This is a genomic window from Blautia acetica (assembly GCF_038739805.1).
GTDB lineage: Bacteria > Bacillota > Clostridia > Lachnospirales > Lachnospiraceae > Blautia.
Genome location: NZ_JBBEWO010000005.1, coordinates 48,449 through 63,599, shown reverse-complemented (window position 1 = coordinate 63,599; position 15,151 = coordinate 48,449). Strand labels below are relative to the sequence as shown.

Sequence of the window (15,151 nt, the reverse complement as noted above, 5' to 3'; positions counted from 1 at the left end):
GGAGGAGACAGATGATATCTCTGATAATAAGACTATTAGCAGCTGTTGTACTTGCATTTTGGGCAGGAAAGCTGATATCAAAAATCAAATTGCCGTCCATATTGGGCTGGCTGATAGCGGGAATGATTTTAGGACCCCATGCGGTTTCCCTGATGAATCAGCAAATTTTAGACGCCCGGTGGTATCAGACAATGGTGCATATTTTAGAATGTGCCGTTGGTCTGATGATTGGTACAGAACTCGTGTGGAATAAAATCAAACGTTCCGGTAAAGCGATTGTGATTACAACATTTACACAGTCGGTTGGAACCTTTTTATTTGTATCCCTTGTTTTCGGAATTGTATTTTATTTTCAGGAGATTCCTCTGTACCTGGCCTTTTTATTTGGCGGAATTGCCCTGGCTACAGCCCCTGCCCCTGCCTTATCCATTGTGCGGGAATTTAAGACAAGCGGTCCGGTCACCAACACGCTGATTCCTATGGCAGCACTGGATGATATTGTGGGCTGTGTGATCTTCTTTACCACGATTGCTATTGTAGCAGGAAATCTTTCTGCAGGACAACTTCCGGCCTATATGATTGCGCTGGTTGTAATTCTTCCCTTGGTGATAGAGGCAGTCACGGGAATTCTAGCCGGCCTTATGTTAAAAAAAGAGAGAAGTTCTTCGGCTACCCTGGTTATCTTAATAGGTAATATTTTGCTTACATCAGGCGTTGGATTTTTCTTTAACAACGTGGTAATGCCGAAACCGGTTTTAAATTTTATGTTGATTGGTATGGCGTTTTCTGCCGCCTTTTCCAATATGATTACCGAGAAACGACTGGAACAGATTATGCAGGCTTTCAATCCATTCCTGGGAATTGCAATGATTCTTGTAATTCTGAATCTGGGTGCGCCGTTGGATTATCATTTGATTATGGGTGCGGGAATGTTTACGGCTATTTATATTGCCACGAGAGCCCTTGGTAAATATTTCGGCGCTTATTTCGGTGCAAGCATTACAAAATCGCCGCAAACGGTTAAGAAATATCTGGGATTTACGCTTTTGCCTCACTCCGGAGTGTCGCTGGTGTTTACGGGAATTGCAGTTTCTGTGCTGAGCGGCCCTGCGCCGGAATGCGCTCAGATTATTCAGGGAACTATTGCGGCTGCGGCTGTTATCAATGAAATCATTGCCGTGATTGCCGCGAAAAAAGGGTTTGAATGGGCAGGCGAATTTGGGAATGGTGCTGCAGCGGTAAGAGCACCAGAAGAGGGGATTTGTCACGAATAATTTAGCACATATGGAATGGAAAGTTAAGGAATGACCAGAGTGAAACATCATTGCCAAACCCGTATACCTGCCGTATACTAAAGAATGTACAGCAAAATTTTTACAAAGGAGACATAACCATGACAAAAACATTAAAACGTCTGGCAGGATATTACAAGCCCTATAAAGGACTTTTCTTTTCCGACCTGTTCTTTGCCATTCTGGGGGCCGGAATTACGCTGGTGATTCCGTTGATTGTGCGTTACATCACCAGCACCATTGTTCATCTTCCGGCAGAGACAGCCACAGGTATGATTGTAAAACTGGGAATTTTTATGATTGTGCTGGTGCTGATAGAAGCATTCTGTAACTTTTATATTGCCTATTACGGTCACATTATGGGAGCGAGTATTGAGCGCGATATGAGAAATGAGATTTTCAGCCACTATCAGAAACTCTCTTTCGCCTTTTATGACAACCAGAAAGTAGGCCACCTGTTATCAAGAATCACTGCAGATTTATTCGATATCAGCGAACTGCTCCACCACGGCCCCGAAGATTTGGTGATTTCCATTATTAAATTTGTGGGAGCCTTTGCCATTCTGGTGTTTATCAATGTGCGTCTGGCCCTGGCAGCCTTTTTCTTTGTTCCATTTTTGATTCTTTACGCTATTTATTTCAATAAAAAGATGAAAAAAGCCTTTCGGGAAAACAGAGCCAGAATCGCAGATATTAACACCCAGATTGAAGATAGTCTTTCCGGTATCCGTGTGGTAAAATCGTTTGCAAATGAGAAGGTGGAGATGAAGAAATTCCGGCAGGGAAATGAAAGGTTCGTTAATTCCAAGAAACTCAGCTACAAATACATGGGAACTTACAACAGCGGTATGGGGGCTTTTACCACACTGATTACGATTTCTGTGCTTCTGACCGGGGCTTTCTATCTTACCAAAGGAGCCATGCCGGTGGAAGATTTGGTAACGGTACTTTTGTATATCAGTAACTTTACGGACCCGGTGAAAAAGCTGATTACTTTTACCGAGCAGTTCCAGAACGGATATAGCGGTTACTCCCGTTTCCTGGAAATTATGGCAGTGGCTCCGGATATTCAGGACGCGCCGGAGGCAAAAGAGGTCAATGACGTAAAAGGCGCTATTGATTTTGAAAATGTCTCTTTTGCCTATGAAGGAACGCAGGAAAAGGTATTAAGTCATGTAAACCTCAAGGTAAAAGCAGGGGAGTATGTGGCCCTGGTAGGAAGTTCCGGCGCAGGAAAAACTACACTTTGCAGTTTGATTCCCAGATTTTATGATGTGACGGAGGGAAGCGTGCTGCTGGACGGTGAGGATATACGGAATCTGAAACTGCAGAGTCTGAGAAACCAGATAGGAATTGTACAGCAGGATGTGTATTTGTTTGCAGGAACCGTTATGGAAAATATCCGGTACGGAAAACCGGACGCTACAGATGAAGAAGTCATTCGCGCCGCAAAGGCAGCCAATGCCCATGAATTTATTACAGAACTGGAACAGGGTTATGACACGGATATCGGACAGCGGGGTGTGAAACTCTCCGGAGGACAGAAACAGAGACTTTCCATTGCCAGAGTTTTTCTGAAAAACCCGCCTATTCTGATTTTTGATGAAGCCACCTCTGCGCTGGATAACGAAAGTGAAAAAATTGTGCAGCAGTCTTTGGAAAATCTGGCAAAGGACAGGACCACGTTTGTCATTGCCCACCGGCTTTCCACTATTCGCAAGGCTCAGAGAATTCTGGTGCTTACGGAGGACGGTATTGCCGAGGAAGGAACTCATGAAGAACTGATGAAAAAAGAGGGAATTTACAGCAGCCTGTATCAGCTGTCTTTTGCCTGAAGAATCAAAAAATTGTGCATTGCATCACATTAAAACGTTGATGATGGAAAGGAAAAGGCGTATAATGGAGGATAAAACACAGGGAAAGGAAGCAATGCCATGATAGCAGATAAAATGAGAGAACTTGTAAAGAACAGTTCCGCCATTCGTGCCATGTTTGAAGAAGGAAAGAAAATGGCAAAGGAATACGGTGCAGAGAATGTCTATGATTTCAGCCTGGGGAATCCCAATGTTCCGGCGCCGCCACAGGTAAAGGAAGCCATTTTAAAAGAACTGGAGGAGGCAGACTCTCTGATGCTCCACGGATATATGAGCAACAGTGGGTACGAAGATGTAAGAGAGGTGGTTGCCCGTTCTTTAAACCAACGGTTTGAAACTGCCTTTGCCCAGAATAACATTGTGATGACCGTAGGAGCAGCAGGCGGATTAAACGTCATACTGAAAACTCTTTTGAATCCCGGGGACGAGGTGCTGGTCATTGCCCCTTATTTCGGAGAATACAATTCTTATGTGGCAAATTATGACGGAAAAGTAGTGGTTGTAAGCCCCAATACAGAGACTTTTCAGCCTAATCTGAAGGAGTTGGAAGAAAAGATTACAGAGAAAACAAAGGCTGTGATTGTAAACTCCCCCAACAATCCCACCGGAGTAGTGTATTCCGAGGAAACCATCAAGCAGATGACAGCAATTCTGGACAGAAAGCAGAAGGAATTGAAAACAGACATCTATCTGATTTCAGACGAACCTTATCGGGAATTGGCCTATGATGGTGTGAATGTGCCATATTTGACGAAATATTACGCCAATACCATTGTGGCCTATTCTTTCAGTAAGTCCCTCTCCCTTCCCGGAGAACGCATTGGATATCTGGTGATTCCGGATCAGGCGGCCGACGGGAAAGAGATTCAGGCTGCCGCCAATGCAGCTACCAGAATCCTGGGCTATGTCAATGCTCCGTCTTTAATGCAGCGGGCCGTGGCCAGATGTCTGGATGCAAGAGCAGACGTGCCTTATTACAACAGAAACCGGGAAGTCCTTTACAATGGATTAAAAGAACTGGGATTCGACTGTATTAAGCCTCAGGGGGCATTTTACCTGTTTGTAAAATCTCCGGTGGAAGATGAAAAGATGTTCTGCGAAGCTGCGAAAAAGCACCGTATTCTGCTGGTGCCGGGCGCGTCCTTTGCCTGCCCGGGCTATGTGCGGATTGCTTACTGCGTGTCCTATGAGACCATTGTGAACGCCATGCCTGCTTTTCGGAAGCTGGCCGAAGAATTTTAGAAAAGTTTTTAGAAAAGTTCATTGTTTTTAAGGGAAACTATGATAAGATGATTCTGTAGAGGGATATTGTAAAGGTATAACGAATAAGAGGATTGATGTTATGAATAAACAGGAATTTTTAAAAATACTCAGAGACACTCTGCAGAGTCAGCTGTCTTCCCGGGAGACAGAAAATCATGTGGAATATTATCGGACTTATATAGAGGAACAAATGCGGGAGGGAAAGACAGAAATAGAGATTCTGGATGTGCTGGGAGACCCCAGGCTGATTGCCAGGACCATTCTGGAAACCTCTTCTGCAGGAAATGCTTATCAGAAGCAGGAATACACTTATCAGGAAGAACCAAAAGAAACGGCAGGAGGAAATCGTGGTGCCGGCAAACTCACTGAGCGGTACAGACATACCCTGCGTATCCTTGCCGGAGTGTTTATTGCTCTCCTGGTGCTTATTCTGGTAGTGCGGGTAGTAACGTTTCTTTTACCTGCAGTTCTGGCTGTGGCGGCAGTCCTTTTTGTCCTCTCATACTTTAAAAAGAGATAGGGAAGAGCGTTTTCGGACAAAGAGAAACGCCCGACAGGGGAGCTGCCGGACGTTTCGAGGGGAGTATAAATAATTAAATAAGGGGTTATAATGTAAAAAAAATTTTTGAAGGGTAAATTCTTTTTACAACCCATATTATAATATAAAAGGAAAAAAAATGCAATAATATTATTTTTTTCTTATAAAATTGTTAAAAAATAGGAAATATAATTGTGAAGGATTCGCCGCATATTTTTTGTGATTACAGGGATACTAAGACTGTAATCAAAAAAATAAACCAGGAGGTAAGAACGAATGGCTAAGAATTCTAACAACACAAATAAAAACAAAGCAGGTGCTTCCAACACGAAAAATACCTATGCACAGAACAACGGAAGTCAGAACTGCCATACTTCTGATAAGGCATCTGACAAAAACGCTGCAGACAATATGAACAGAAGCAAATAAAGAAGCGTAACACCCCTTTTGAGACGAGAATGCCGCATAAAGCAGTTAGGGGGAATATGGATACTTTTTCATATTCTCCCCAGCCCTTGGTGCGGCATTCTTCTCTTTTTATAAGCGAAATGCTTTTTTACTACATATGATATAGTAAAAATAAAAGGAAGTAAACATATGCTTAGTATTGATACCATTGCGGCGCAGGAATTGGATATATATGTAAATAGAAGCGATACCATAATTATAGATTTAAGGGAGCGCGACGTCTATGACAAAAGCCATTTTCGCACAGCGGTAAATGTGCCCTATGAGGAACTGGAAATCTGCAGGAAATTTCCCAGACAAAAGCTGCTGATTGTATACTGTGAACGAGGAAGCACCAGTCTGTTTGCAGCCAGAGCACTGATGAAAATGGGATTTCGGGTAAAGTCCGTGGTAGGTGGAATTCGATGTTACCAAGGTTCTAACTTGTATTTTTCCACAGAGCATAGTAGAATAAAAAAATAAACAGGGACCGGTTTTAGCCGGTCCGGGACAAAGGAGAAAAAAGATATGAAATATATGTTTGCGTCAGATATTCACGGGTCACAGTATTATTGCAAAAAAATGCTGGACGCTTATAAACAGGAAAAGGCAGACCGTCTGGTGCTGTTGGGAGATTTGCTTTACCATGGACCGAGAAATGACTTGCCAAAGGACTATGCTCCCAAGCAGGTGATTGCCATGCTGAATGAAGTGAAGGAAGAGCTTTATGTTGTCCGGGGCAACTGTGATGCAGAAGTAGACCAGATGGTGCTGCAGTTCCCCATTATGGCAGATTACTGCATTATTATGGATAATGAAAGAACCATTTATGCCAGCCATGGACATGTATATAATGAAGACAACCTTCCGCCAATGAAAAAAGGCGACATTTTTGTGCATGGACATACCCATGTGCTGAGAGCCGAAAAAAAGGAAAATTACACAATTTTAAATCCGGGCTCTGTTTCCATACCTAAGGAAGGAAATATTCCTACCTACGCTGTGTTGGAGGACGGCCTGTTCAGTATCCGTGGATTTGACGGAGAAGTAGTGAAGGAGTTAAAGCTTTGATGAAAACGTTTGAATTGATTGCACCCTGCCATTTCGGGCTGGAGGCGGTTTTAAAGAGAGAAATTCAGGATTTGGGCTATGAAATCAGCGAGGTGGAGGACGGAAAGGTGACTTTCTGGGGAGATGCCGACGCCATTGTAAGGGCCAATGTATTTCTGCGCACAACAGAGAGAATCCTTTTGAAAGTGGCAAAGGTAAAAGCTGTAACCTTTGAGGAACTGTTTGATAAAACCAAAGCCCTGCCCTGGGAAGACTATATTCCGGTAAACGGGAAATTCTGGGTGGCTAAGGCCAATTCGGTAAAGAGCAAGCTGTTTAGTCCTTCGGATATTCAGTCTATTATGAAAAAAGCCATGGTGGAACGTTTGAAATCTGTCTATCATGTGGAATGGTTTGAAGAGGACGGGCCTTCCTATCCTGTGCGTGTGGCCTTTATGAAAGACGTGGCAACCATTGGCATTGATACCACAGGGCTTTCTCTGCATAAGCGGGGATACCGCCAGCTTACCAGTAAAGCGCCGATTACGGAAACTCTGGCGGCGGCTCTTTTGAAGCTGACCCCGTGGAATAAAGAACGAATTTTAGTAGACCCTTTCTGCGGCAGCGGTACGTTTCCTATTGAGGCAGCTATGATGGCGGCTAATATTGCGCCGGGAATGAATCGAAGCTTTTTATCTGAAGACTGGAAGAATCTGATTTCCAGAAAATACTGGTACAATGTCCATGACGAAGCCAGAGATTTGATGAATGTCAATATCGAGACTGATATTCAGGGCTATGATCTGGACGGAGAGATTGTAAAAGCGGCCAGAGAAAATGCCAAAAGAGCCGGAGTGGAACATTTGATTCATTTTCAGCAAAGAGATGTAAAAGATTTAAGTCATCCGAAGAAATACGGTTTTCTGGTGACAAATCCCCCTTACGGCGAACGAATTGAGGAACGGGAAAATCTGCCCGCCCTTTATGAGACGATTGGAAAGAGTTTTGCCGGACTGGATGCCTGGTCCATGTATCTGATTACGGCCTATGCAGATGCAGAACGTTATATTGGAAGAAAAGCAGATAAGAATCGGAAAATTTACAATGGTATGATGAAAACGTATTACTATCAGTTTCTGGGGCCGAAACCGCCCAGAAAGAGAGAGAATTTGGCGGCAAAGGAGATGGGTGAGAGATGAAGAGAATGATTTTTGCAACCGGAAATGAAAACAAAATGGTTGAGATAAGAGAGATTCTGGGAGATTTGCCCTTGGAAATCCTTTCTATGAAGCAGGCGGGAATCCGTGCAGATATTGAGGAAAACGGCACAAGTTTTGAGGAAAATGCGCTGATAAAGGCAAGAGAAGTCTGCCGTCTGGCAGGTGAAATGGTGCTGGCCGATGATTCCGGTCTGGAAATTGATTATCTGAACGGGGAACCGGGGATTTACTCTGCCCGGTATATGGGAGAGAATACTTCCTACCGTGTAAAAAATAAAAACCTTATGGAGCGTCTGGAAGGGGTGCCGAACGAAAAGAGAACAGCGCGGTTCGTATGCGCCATTGCGGCTGTTTTCCCGGACGGAAAAGAACTGGTGGTAAGAGGAACTGTGGAAGGTATCATCGGATACGAAGAGCGGGGAGAAAACGGCTTTGGCTACGACCCTATTTTCTATCTTCCCGAGCGTGGACTGACTACTGCAGAACTTCCGCCTGAGGAGAAAAACAGTATCAGTCACAGAGGAAATGCTCTGCGCAAGATGAAAGAACTTCTGGAAAAAGAAAATCTGCTGTGATTTTGAAAAAAGAATAAGTAAAATAGAAGGATAAGCAAGTATGAAAATATTAATTGTCAGTGATACCCACGGACATTCGGAAAATCTGGAAAAAGTTCTTGAGCAGACAGGCCCTCTGGACCATTTTATTCATCTGGGAGATGTGGAAGGGCAGGAAGATTATATAGAGGTTATTGCAGGCTGCCCCGTACATATGGTGTCCGGAAATAATGATTTTTTCTCGGATTTACCCAGAGAAGAAGAGTTTTGGATTGGAGAATACCATATTCTGATTACACATGGACACTATTACGGTGTTTCTGTGGGGACAGAACGCCTAAAAGAAGAGGCTATGCTGCGAGGTATTGACATTGTCATGTACGGGCATACCCATCGTCCGGAGATAGATATGGAAGATCAGGTAACGGTTTTGAATCCGGGAAGTCTGTCTTATCCGAGGCAGATAGGAAGAAGACCCAGCTTTCTTATGATGGAAATTGACGGAGCGGGAGAGGCACATTATACGATTCATTATCTTTAGAATTGTTTTTTACAGGCGGTCAATCCAGGAGTCGGGGAGGCGCAAACAGTCGTTTTCCCGGCGTCCAGATTCCTGAAAAAAGCGCGTCAAAAGCATCACCAAAATTTCATGAAAAATTTTTAAAAAAATTTTAAAAATAGTGTTGACTTTTCTGGGACGACATGGTATATTATATTTCGTCGCCGGGCAAGAGAGTTCGGAAGACAAGAAAACATCACTTCGGGGTGTGGCTCAGCTTGGCTAGAGCGCCTGGTTTGGGACCAGGAGGTCGCAGGTTCGAATCCTGTCACCCCGATTGTTTCAAGACAAGAAACGCATGATTTTGTGCGGGTGTAGTTCAGTGGTAGAACACCAGCCTTCCAAGCTGGATATGTGGGTTCGATTCCCATCACCCGCTTTCATGAAACTTAGATTTCATGGGATGTGTTTGTAGCTCAGCTGGATAGAGCAACGGCCTTCTAAGCCGTGGGTCGGGGGTTCGAATCCCTCCAAGCACGTTTTGCATAAGAATGCAATATGGTGGGTATAGCGCAGTTGGTTAGCGCGCCAGATTGTGGCTCTGGAGGCCAAGGGTTCGAATCCCTTTATCCACCTTTAGCCGTAAGGCGGTCTTGGGCTATCGCCAAGCGGTAAGGCACAGGACTTTGACTCCTGCACTCGCTGGTTCGAATCCAGCTAGCCCAGTTAAGTAGTATATATGGAGCATTAGCTCAGTCGGTAGAGCACTTGACTTTTAATCAAGTTGTCCGGGGTTCGAATCCCCGATGCTTCACTGGAAGTTCAAATCCAAGCTGGGTTTGGACTTTTTTTCTTCAAAAGATAAATATGGAATATGCGGATATGGCGGAATTGGCAGACGCGCCAGATTTAGGTTCTGGTGTCTACGACGTGCAGGTTCAAGTCCTGTTATCCGCAGTAAACAGCAAGGGTGTCGCAGCAAGCATCAGAGTGATGACTGAGTGGCACCCTTTTTACAGTGGAGAAAGAGCGGGGGCAAAGAAGTGGAAAAAGAAAAAAACGGGGAAAGACTTTGGCATGGTGGATTCTGGCAGTGGTGTTTGTAGTTTTTGGCGGTGGATTGTGCAATACAGTGCTGTTTGGAAAAATGCTGGACAAAATAGCAGAAGAGTATGTGTCAGACAATAATCAACAGCTGGCCGCCCATATATCTTATCGCTTGAAATCAGGAGAAGAATTTATCAGTGATTTTGCAGATAGCTTAAGTCGAATGCCGGAATTTCTGCTGACAGAAGGGCTGCTGGAGAGAAAGAAAGAGTCGCTGGAACTGGATAAGCTGATTCTGGTGTCTGAGGATGGAACACTTTTTCCAGCAGTAGAGGATTATGCGTATGTGAAAGACTGGATAGAAGAACACCAGGAAGCCTGGAAGGAGTCGGTAGTTTCTTATGTAAAAGATAAAAGCATTCTTTTTTCTGCACCTGTCAGAAAAGAAGGAGAACCGGTCAGGCTGCTGCTGGGAATACAAAGTTATAAGGATATACAGTCTTTGGTAAACCAGACGGATTATCTGGGGTATGGCATCAGTATTCTGTTGGATATGGACAATCGGGAACGTATGATTATGGAAGGTGATTCTTCTATTTCCATAACCGATAAGGATGTAAAAAAGCTGCTGAAAAAGGCGGAAGTACAGGGGAACTGTGTATATCAGAAAGAACTGCCGGATACTGGGACGGTGTTTGTGAGTGTATGTGAGGTGGAAGGCACAGACTGGGAACAGGCGGCGATTATTCCTTCTAATGTTTTATTATCCCAAATTGGCGTTTATATGGATGGTTATATTGCGCTGTTCTTTCTAGTGCTGATTTTATTTCTGATATTGATATTTTGTCTGCTGAAAGAAAATAAAAAGAAAGAAAAGCTGTTTTTGATAGATAATCTGACGGGAGGATATAACAGAGGAGGATTTTTGGAGCAGGCGGAGAAAGTGGCAGACAGCAAAGGGGGAACTTTCTGTATTGTGTATCTGAATGTTGTGGATTTCCGCTATATCAATGAAAGTTGGAGTGAAGAGGACGGAAACAAAACGCTGCAGTTTGTGTATCAGAACTTTGCGGGAATTTTGAGAGAGCAGGAATTGATTTGCAGAAGCGGTGTGGATCACTTTTTCTTGTTTTTACAGGAATCGGAAGAAGAAATTATTTCCAGGAGAATCCAGACAGAGATTGAAAAGATAAACAGCATGGTAAATCAGAAATTTAGCGGATATCGGATTGATTTCACCGTAGGGGTATGCATGTTGGAAAATTCTCAAGAAGTCAGTTCTGTGATGAATAAAGCTGTCTATGCCAGCAAAATGGGAACAGAGCAAAACGTCTGCAGCTTTTTCAGCGGCAGCATATCCGGAAAATTTGACAGGGAGAAATGGCTGAACAATATGTTTGAAGAATCGCTGAAAAACCACGATTTTCAGGTTTATCTTCAGCCGAAAGTATCACCGTCCCACAGCCAGCCCTGTAAGGCAGAGGCTCTGGTTCGATGGATTCATCCGGAGGCGGGGATTATCAGTCCGGCAGATTTTATTCCGCTGTTTGAAAGAAATGGAAAAATATGTAAGCTTGATTTATATATGTTTGAAGAAGTATGCGGTCTGATGAGCCGCTGGATTCGGGAAGGCAGGACTGTGACGGGGATTTCTGTCAATCTTTCTCGATATCATTTGAAGAGTGCGGGAAGCGATGTGTGGAAAAGCTATCAGGAGGTAAAAGAACGCTACGGTATCCCCGACGGGGTCATAGAGTTGGAACTTACGGAAACGGTATTTCTGGAAGATAATCAGCTTTCTTTTGTGAAGAATATATTAGACCATTTTCGTGCCTGTGGATTTACGGTATCGCTGGATGATTTTGGATTTGCCTATTCGTCGCTTTCTCTGCTGAAGGATTTTCAGGTGGATATTTTGAAGCTGGACAGGGAATTTTTTGTTAATGAAAATGAGAAATCACGGAAAATTGTGGAAAACATTATTCGTCTTGCCCACAGTTTGGGGATGGATGTGGTAGCAGAGGGAATCGAGCAGATGGAACAGGTAGAGGTACTTCGAGACATGGACTGCGATTTCATTCAGGGATATGTGTATTCAGCACCTCTTCCAGTAGAAGAATTTGAAGTATGGAGGGAAAAATACCAAAGGCAAACAGCAGATATGAACTGTTAAAAAGATGGCAGTGACATGAAGAGCAAATCGGAAGCATTTCGAAGTGCTGTTTCATGCCGCTGCCTTTCTATATCTGAGAAATCAAAACCGCTATTTTACAGTAACAGTAAAGCTGTCCCCTGCAGGCTGGTAGTCATTGCTCATTTGTCCGCTCTCCTGGGGCATTTTTGCAATATACGGAGTGAGTGTCAGAGTCTGTGCATCGTCACTGACATAGCCGTTCTCCAGAGTGTCCACCTCCATGCAGCCTATACCTGTATGGATGGTGCGTATGGAAAATTCTACCGGATTGCCAAGGTTATCCTCTCCTTTTAGGAGAATATGATAGGCGGGAACCGTATCCGGTGTAGAGGTTTTAAAGTAAATCCGCTGTCCCATGGCATTGGAAGAATATTTGTAGAAGCGGATGGCGGTTTTATCCGGCAGAGTTATGGTGGTATCCAGGGAAACTGTATAAGTGGAAGCCATCAGGTCTTTTCCTGTAGCGGTGAAGGAAAAGCTGCCAATACTTTTGCCGCCCATGGAATAGTGCAGTTCAATATCCAGATTTTGAGAGGCATCAATAGAATCAAGAGACATTCTCCTGGAAGAAACCAGGTTATAGTCATCTGCCTGCTCCGTTCCGCCGCTGGCGCCCCAGGAGACCATTTTGCCATTAATAAAGACATTAACATCTGCAAGTGTACCGCCCTGTTCCAGAAAGTTTTCATTCTTTTGGGGCAGAGTAAAGGTATCCGAGATGTAAAGGATGTTTTCATCTAATACCACATCATTGAGAGTAACCGTATATCCGTCTTTGCTTATGGATTTTCCTACCATGGTACGGTAAGGGGACAAATCCTTCTGAATTCCCAGAAGCTGGGAAAGGTTGTAGGTGACAGTCTTCATACCGGCGTATGCTATAAACTGTGCAGGAGGAAAAAGCAGAGAACCTCCAAGAATACACACAATCGCAGCAGCAGCCACATATTTTTTACGGCTGCGGCGGGAAACACGGCGGGAAGAAAATTGTTTTTTCCATTTTTTCATTTCCAAATCAGATACCTGAGGAATTTCATAGGAATCCGGTTGATTATCGATTTCGTTTAAGAGGGTATAAATCTGTTCATTCATAAGCGAGGGCTCCTTTCTCTGTTTGCAGAAAACAGGCTGCGAATCCGCTTCTTTCCTCTGGAAAGGCGGTTGTAAATCACAGGTTTAGCAAGACCGGTGGACTGGCTGACTTCCTCCATATTTTCCTCTTCTATGTAGAGTCGGAGGAAAAGTTCCCGGTCTTTGGGTTTTAAGCAGGCAAGTATCTGTTGGGTTTCCTCTGAAAATTCTTCCTCTACGGCCTGAAGTTCTGCAGAAAACTCTGCCTGTATCACGGGCTGTCCTGTTTCTTCCATAGCCTCCCAGCTTGTTTCCAGCATACGAGAGGCATATTTTCTTTTGCAGTCCAGCGCTTTTAATCTTGCAACCCCTGCAATCCAGTTGGCAAATGGATTTCTTTCCGGGTCATAAGCGTCAATATGGTTCCATACAGCAAAGAAGACATCGTTTTGACATTCTTCTTCGTACTGAGGCAGACTCCCCAGATAACGGTGCACCACAGCTTTTACCAGACCGCCGTAATGCAGCATGCAATATTCCAGTGCTTTTTCATGTTTCCGGCAAAGCAGCGGAATAAAATTTTCTTCCGTGACTTTCATGGCTGTCATCATTCCCTTCTGTATTTTGTCTTATACTATATATTCGTTTCTTTTTTTGCATTTTCTATCATTTTTTGAAAAATTTAATTCTTATCCGGGATTTGCCGGCCTTCGTGGTTCATGTGGTAGTTTTCCCTGTAAATCAACTGGGAAATGGGGACAAATTCATAGCCTTTATCCTGAAGAGTGGTAAGAACGGCATCCAGGGCGTCTTTGGTGTATTTGGCGCCGTTGTGGCAGAGAATGATACTGCCGTTGCCGAGATTCTTGCTTTCTGTAACCCGTTTGACAATGTCGTCAGCACCGTAATCTTTCCAGTCCAGGGAGTCAATATTCCACTGGATGGGGTAATAGTTATTTTTACGGGCATTGCTGACCACTTCGTTGTTGTAATCTCCGTAGGGAGGACGGAAGAGGAACATATCGTAGCCAGTCAGTTCTTTTACCTTATTATGTACGGTCATCAGTTCCCGGGTCTTTTCTTCATCACTTAATTTCGTCATGTATTTGTGATTTTCGCTGTGATTGCCCAAATCATGCCCGGCTTCGTATATTTTTTTTACATCATCAGGATAGCTTTCTACCCAGCCCCCAGTCATGAAAAACGTGGCTTTTACGTTATGTTTGGCCAGAATATCCAGAAGTGTTTGGGTGTCTTCGTTGCCCCAAGCCGCGTCAAAGCTGATAGAAATCTGTGGTTTTTCGGTTTCCACACAGTAAATCGGAAGTTCCCTGCCCCCGACAGTGCTGCTTACGGAGACAATGTCCGGAAGGAGGGCAGAAGCGCACAGAAAAAGCAGGCCCGCAAAGGAAAGTATCACAGCGGTATTGAGTAGTTTTTTAGACAAAAGGAAATCCACCTTCAGAAGATTGGTTATCTACAGTTTATGACACAGAGGGGAGAAAAAGAACCGGGGTCCATAAGACCCCGGCAGTCCATATTTACTTTCGTTCTCCAATTCCCTATTATTATAGAAGAAACCCGTTTATTCTTCCTGATGAAGTCTCTGGTGTTCCTCAATTAATTCCTGAAAAAGCTGGATAAACGTCCAGAAACTGTTTTGGGCAGTCAGGATGGCTTTCAGTGCTACCTGGGGAATTTTGCCGTTTTTCATGGCAGCCAACAGGGTATCCAGATTTTCCTCGGAAAAATAACATAAGACCATGACTTCCTGAGAGATGCCGGGAAGTACTTCCAGGGGAGAAATCTTCTTCATAGGAAATCCCTTGACTTTTGCCAGATATCCTACGGTCTGCTGAAAATGGGCCGGCGTGACAGGCATCAGGGAAAAGCCCATACGGTTTATGGATTTTTCCAGCAGTCTGCGCTTGTCCTCCTGCCCGTTGTCATAGTAAAGTATGGTTGGTTTGCGGTTCATGTTATGTCCCCCTAATGCGTATGTGATACTGTAATCATATACTTTAAGAGAAAATTTTTCAACGGATTTTCTGAGAAATTTCAAGAAAGTTTTAGACGAATTTTTTGCGCTTTGCGTATGTTGA

General features: G+C 43.9%; 15 protein-coding genes and 7 tRNA genes. 18 read left to right on the top strand and 4 right to left on the bottom strand.

Going from position 1 to position 15,151, the window contains the following annotated elements; translation table 11 throughout:
• Positions 1–11: 11 nt before the first annotated feature.
• The 18 genes from WBS51_RS04930 (at position 12) to WBS51_RS04845 (ending at position 11,957) form a co-directional block, all read left to right on the top strand.
• Positions 12–1,274 (top strand): cation:proton antiporter, encoded by a 1,263-nt coding sequence (locus tag WBS51_RS04930; protein ID WP_294462988.1) that lies wholly within the window; start codon positions 12–14, stop codon positions 1,272–1,274.
• A 119-nt stretch (positions 1,275–1,393) separates the two neighbouring features.
• Positions 1,394–3,127 (top strand): ABC transporter ATP-binding protein, encoded by a 1,734-nt coding sequence (locus WBS51_RS04925; protein ID WP_173748392.1) that lies wholly within the window; start codon positions 1,394–1,396, stop codon positions 3,125–3,127.
• A 99-nt stretch (positions 3,128–3,226) separates the two neighbouring features.
• The gene (locus WBS51_RS04920; protein WP_294462986.1) at positions 3,227–4,408 is read left to right on the top strand and encodes a pyridoxal phosphate-dependent aminotransferase; all 1,182 of its coding nucleotides are present in this window, start codon (positions 3,227–3,229) and stop codon (positions 4,406–4,408) included.
• A 100-nt stretch (positions 4,409–4,508) separates the two neighbouring features.
• Positions 4,509–4,949 (top strand): DUF1700 domain-containing protein, encoded by a 441-nt coding sequence (locus WBS51_RS04915; RefSeq protein WP_291683525.1) that lies wholly within the window; start codon positions 4,509–4,511, stop codon positions 4,947–4,949.
• Positions 4,950–5,243: 294 nt separating this feature from the next.
• Positions 5,244–5,396: a hypothetical protein gene (locus WBS51_RS04910; protein WP_173748399.1), complete on the top strand. Its 153-nt coding sequence runs from the start codon at positions 5,244–5,246 to the stop codon at positions 5,394–5,396.
• Positions 5,397–5,564: 168 nt separating this feature from the next.
• The gene (locus WBS51_RS04905) at positions 5,565–5,897 is read left to right on the top strand and encodes a rhodanese-like domain-containing protein (RefSeq protein WP_173748401.1); all 333 of its coding nucleotides are present in this window, start codon (positions 5,565–5,567) and stop codon (positions 5,895–5,897) included.
• A gap of 45 nt (positions 5,898–5,942) precedes the next feature.
• Positions 5,943–6,485 (top strand): phosphodiesterase, encoded by a 543-nt coding sequence (yfcE, locus tag WBS51_RS04900; RefSeq protein ID WP_173748403.1) that lies wholly within the window; start codon positions 5,943–5,945, stop codon positions 6,483–6,485.
• On the top strand, positions 6,485–7,663 hold the full coding sequence (locus WBS51_RS04895; protein WP_173748405.1) for a THUMP domain-containing class I SAM-dependent RNA methyltransferase: 1,179 nt from the start codon (positions 6,485–6,487) through the stop codon (positions 7,661–7,663). Before yfcE ends, WBS51_RS04895 begins: the two co-directional genes overlap by 1 nt.
• On the top strand, positions 7,660–8,259 hold the full coding sequence (locus tag WBS51_RS04890; protein WP_291683524.1) for an XTP/dITP diphosphatase: 600 nt from the start codon (positions 7,660–7,662) through the stop codon (positions 8,257–8,259). The genes WBS51_RS04895 and WBS51_RS04890 overlap by 4 nt, the downstream gene beginning before the upstream one ends.
• Positions 8,260–8,299: 40 nt before the next feature.
• A complete protein-coding gene (locus tag WBS51_RS04885; RefSeq protein WP_173748409.1) occupies positions 8,300–8,779 on the top strand; it encodes a metallophosphoesterase family protein in 480 nt (159 codons plus the stop codon).
• A gap of 220 nt (positions 8,780–8,999) precedes the next feature.
• Positions 9,000–9,074: transfer RNA gene (locus WBS51_RS04880), tRNA-Pro, on the top strand.
• Between the two features lie 31 nt (positions 9,075–9,105).
• Positions 9,106–9,176, top strand: a tRNA-Gly gene (locus WBS51_RS04875).
• 26 nt (positions 9,177–9,202) lie between these two features.
• Positions 9,203–9,276, top strand: a tRNA-Arg gene (locus WBS51_RS04870).
• A 22-nt stretch (positions 9,277–9,298) separates the two neighbouring features.
• A tRNA-His gene (locus WBS51_RS04865) sits at positions 9,299–9,372 on the top strand.
• Between the two features lie 19 nt (positions 9,373–9,391).
• Positions 9,392–9,463: transfer RNA gene (locus WBS51_RS04860), tRNA-Gln, on the top strand.
• A gap of 15 nt (positions 9,464–9,478) precedes the next feature.
• Positions 9,479–9,551 (top strand) — tRNA-Lys (locus WBS51_RS04855).
• A 62-nt stretch (positions 9,552–9,613) separates the two neighbouring features.
• Positions 9,614–9,694: transfer RNA gene (locus tag WBS51_RS04850), tRNA-Leu, on the top strand.
• Between the two features lie 115 nt (positions 9,695–9,809).
• Positions 9,810–11,957, top strand: a complete 2,148-nt coding sequence (locus tag WBS51_RS04845; protein ID WP_342694051.1) for a putative bifunctional diguanylate cyclase/phosphodiesterase — start codon at positions 9,810–9,812, stop codon at positions 11,955–11,957.
• Positions 11,958–12,047: 90 nt separating this feature from the next.
• On the opposite strand, the gene WBS51_RS04840 is transcribed toward WBS51_RS04845, so the two are convergent.
• From WBS51_RS04840 to WBS51_RS04825, 4 genes are all read right to left on the bottom strand, one after another.
• Complete coding sequence (locus WBS51_RS04840) at positions 12,048–13,070, bottom strand: DUF4179 domain-containing protein (protein ID WP_173748413.1); 1,023 nt, start codon at positions 13,068–13,070, stop codon at positions 12,048–12,050.
• Complete coding sequence (locus WBS51_RS04835) at positions 13,067–13,660, bottom strand: sigma-70 family RNA polymerase sigma factor (protein WP_294462035.1); 594 nt, start codon at positions 13,658–13,660, stop codon at positions 13,067–13,069. The genes WBS51_RS04840 and WBS51_RS04835 overlap by 4 nt, the downstream gene beginning before the upstream one ends.
• A gap of 71 nt (positions 13,661–13,731) precedes the next feature.
• Positions 13,732–14,496, bottom strand: a complete 765-nt coding sequence (locus WBS51_RS04830; RefSeq protein ID WP_173748415.1) for a polysaccharide deacetylase family protein — start codon at positions 14,494–14,496, stop codon at positions 13,732–13,734.
• A gap of 138 nt (positions 14,497–14,634) precedes the next feature.
• The gene (locus WBS51_RS04825) at positions 14,635–15,027 is read right to left on the bottom strand and encodes a DUF3783 domain-containing protein (protein WP_173748418.1); all 393 of its coding nucleotides are present in this window, start codon (positions 15,025–15,027) and stop codon (positions 14,635–14,637) included.
• Positions 15,028–15,151 lie beyond the last annotated feature (124 nt).

Excerpts from the sequence above, each read along its gene's own strand:
- WBS51_RS04930 (WP_294462988.1), top strand. The coding sequence starts at position 12 with ATGATATCTCTGATAATAAGACTATTAGCAGCTGTTGTACTTGCATTT.
- WBS51_RS04925 (WP_173748392.1), top strand. The coding sequence starts at position 1,394 with ATGACAAAAACATTAAAACGTCTGGCAGGATATTACAAGCCCTATAAA.
- WBS51_RS04920 (WP_294462986.1), top strand. The coding sequence starts at position 3,227 with ATGATAGCAGATAAAATGAGAGAACTTGTAAAGAACAGTTCCGCCATT.
- WBS51_RS04915 (WP_291683525.1), top strand. The coding sequence starts at position 4,509 with ATGAATAAACAGGAATTTTTAAAAATACTCAGAGACACTCTGCAGAGT.
- WBS51_RS04910 (WP_173748399.1), top strand. The coding sequence starts at position 5,244 with ATGGCTAAGAATTCTAACAACACAAATAAAAACAAAGCAGGTGCTTCC.
- WBS51_RS04905 (WP_173748401.1), top strand. The coding sequence starts at position 5,565 with ATGCTTAGTATTGATACCATTGCGGCGCAGGAATTGGATATATATGTA.
- yfcE (WP_173748403.1), top strand. The coding sequence starts at position 5,943 with ATGAAATATATGTTTGCGTCAGATATTCACGGGTCACAGTATTATTGC.
- WBS51_RS04895 (WP_173748405.1), top strand. The coding sequence starts at position 6,485 with ATGAAAACGTTTGAATTGATTGCACCCTGCCATTTCGGGCTGGAGGCG.
- WBS51_RS04890 (WP_291683524.1), top strand. The coding sequence starts at position 7,660 with ATGAAGAGAATGATTTTTGCAACCGGAAATGAAAACAAAATGGTTGAG.
- WBS51_RS04885 (WP_173748409.1), top strand. The coding sequence starts at position 8,300 with ATGAAAATATTAATTGTCAGTGATACCCACGGACATTCGGAAAATCTG.
- WBS51_RS04840 (WP_173748413.1), bottom strand. The coding sequence starts at position 13,070 with ATGAATGAACAGATTTATACCCTCTTAAACGAAATCGATAATCAACCG.
- WBS51_RS04835 (WP_294462035.1), bottom strand. The coding sequence starts at position 13,660 with ATGATGACAGCCATGAAAGTCACGGAAGAAAATTTTATTCCGCTGCTT.
- WBS51_RS04825 (WP_173748418.1), bottom strand. The coding sequence starts at position 15,027 with ATGAACCGCAAACCAACCATACTTTACTATGACAACGGGCAGGAGGAC.